3 protein-coding genes and 1 pseudogene are annotated in these 1,772 nt (G+C 47.6%); all 4 read left to right on the plus strand.

What is annotated here, in order from left to right; all coding sequences use genetic code 11:
- Positions 1-126 (plus strand): annotated as a pseudogene (locus O9334_RS22885) (RNA-guided endonuclease TnpB family protein); the annotation flags it as partial.
- 203 nt (positions 127-329) lie between these two features.
- Positions 330-932, plus strand: coding sequence for a nucleotide-binding protein (locus O9334_RS10605; RefSeq protein ID WP_288000246.1), 603 nt, complete (start codon positions 330-332; stop codon positions 930-932).
- On the plus strand, positions 929-1,219 hold the full coding sequence (locus tag O9334_RS10610; RefSeq protein WP_288000248.1) for a hypothetical protein: 291 nt from the start codon (positions 929-931) through the stop codon (positions 1,217-1,219). Before O9334_RS10605 ends, O9334_RS10610 begins: the two co-directional genes overlap by 4 nt.
- Positions 1,220-1,384: 165 nt before the next feature.
- Positions 1,385-1,618, plus strand: coding sequence for a hypothetical protein (locus tag O9334_RS10615; protein WP_288000250.1), 234 nt, complete (start codon positions 1,385-1,387; stop codon positions 1,616-1,618).
- The last annotated feature ends 154 nt before the right edge of the window (positions 1,619-1,772 follow it).

Here is a 1,772-nt window from a genome sequence, read left to right on the forward strand (position 1 = left end):
GTAGGGCATACCGGAACCTTTGGGCTCGATCCAATAAACGCTTGGGGAGAGAATACCTCTACTTTTTCAGAAGCAATTCTGTCTAAGCAAGTAATCTCTGTGAACCAAGAATCCCCGTCTCTTTAGAGCGGGGAGTGTCAAAGAAAACTAGCTCGATCCGAATGGAACCTTAATTCTGGTCTTGCAGCAATCTGGTTTTACAGAAAACCAGTTCACGGAATCGATCCAAATATGACCGCAATTCTGGTTTTAAGGTAATCTGGTTTTACAGAAAACCTGTTTCCAGGAACAACGATGAAAAACAGAAAACCAAAAAACCAGAAAACCAGATGAAAATTATTACTGTTACCGGTTACAAGGGGGGCGTGGGTAAAAGCACCACCGCCGTGCATATTGCCACCTATTTCAGCGATCGAGGTCGGACAGTATTGGTTGATGGCGACCCGAACCGCACCGCTCTGGGTTGGGCGGAGAGGGGGGAGCTTCCCTTCACCGTTGCCGACGAGCGGCAGGCGATGAAGATTATCGGCGGGGCGGACTTCGTTATCATCGACACTCCCGCCCGTCCCCATTCCGACGATCTCAAAGAGTTGGCCAAGGGTTGCGAACTCCTGATCTTGCCCACCGCCCCCGATGTTCTCAGTCTGCAGCCGATGTTGGAAACGGCTAAAGATTTGGGAGACGCTAATTACCGCGCCCTGATCACGATCGTACCGCCACCACCAAATAAGGAGGGGGAAATACTACGTCAGGAATTAATCGAGGGCGGTATCCCTGTTTTCAAGTCGATGATTCGCAGAACCGTCGGCTATCAAAAAGCCGCTTTAGCGGGTGTTCCCATCCGCAATCTCGATGATGCTAGGTTAAGAGCGGCATGGAAGGATTACAAAGCTTTGGGAGAGGAAATCTTAGCCATATTGGAGGCTTTATGACGACGGGCAGGTACGGCGATTTAATTAAGAAAGCCAGAGAACCAGAAAACCAGAATACCAGTTTAAAGGAACAGAATACCAACTTCCCAGAAAGCCGGAATACTGGTTTACCAGAAAACCAGAATACCAACTTACCAGAAAACCAGAATGAGCCAGAGGTAAACCTTTGTGTCAAAGTTCCCAAATCCTTGCGGCAACATTGGGCGGCAGAGGCCAAACGGCAGGGAACAACCATGACTGCGGTAATCATGGCAGCCCTTAGCGATCGATTCGGTAAACCAGATTAACAGAAAACCCAAAAACCAGCTAACCAGATAACCAGATAACCAGATAACCAGATAACTGGAAAATTTTTAGATGTTAACTGGAGTAATATTAGGTAATAAAGTTGCTGTTTTTGTATGAAGTCGCTTTCTCTGATTGTTTCGGGTTCTATTGTTTGTCTAATGTCTATGCCAGCCAACGCTCAAAATCAGACGGATTATGAAGCTTTGTGTCGGAACTGGGAGTCTTACGGTTTTTCTCAAGAGGAGTGTGATCGCTGGATTAGAGAACAAAACCAGCGTTCTCCTACTAATTCTTCTGGCAATGGTCGATCAGCCGTCAATTCCGCTTTTATCGGGGAGAAGGTCTTTGACATCCTCGCCGCACTTTTAGGGCGGCGATTCCTAAACCTCACGATTTAAGTTTCTGCTTCCACCACCGTCGCATACCACAGTTAAAAAACCATGTACTGTCTTACACAGAGTCCACAGACTTTCGCCCCATTTCAGAAGCCCGATTCCGTGTGTCCCACGGTACGTTGACCGCCTATAGCTTCTTGTACTTGTTGCGCGCGAC

The organism is Microcystis sp. LE19-8.1F, from assembly GCF_027531715.1.
Taxonomy (GTDB): Bacteria; Cyanobacteriota; Cyanobacteriia; order Cyanobacteriales; family Microcystaceae; genus Microcystis; species Microcystis wesenbergii_A.

What these genes read in the sequence shown, in the direction of transcription:
- O9334_RS10605 (WP_288000246.1), top strand. Translation starts at nt 330, where the DNA reads ATGAAAATTATTACTGTTACCGGTTACAAGGGGGGCGTGGGTAAAAGC.
- O9334_RS10610 (WP_288000248.1), top strand. Translation starts at nt 929, where the DNA reads ATGACGACGGGCAGGTACGGCGATTTAATTAAGAAAGCCAGAGAACCA.
- O9334_RS10615 (WP_288000250.1), top strand. Translation starts at nt 1,385, where the DNA reads ATGCCAGCCAACGCTCAAAATCAGACGGATTATGAAGCTTTGTGTCGG.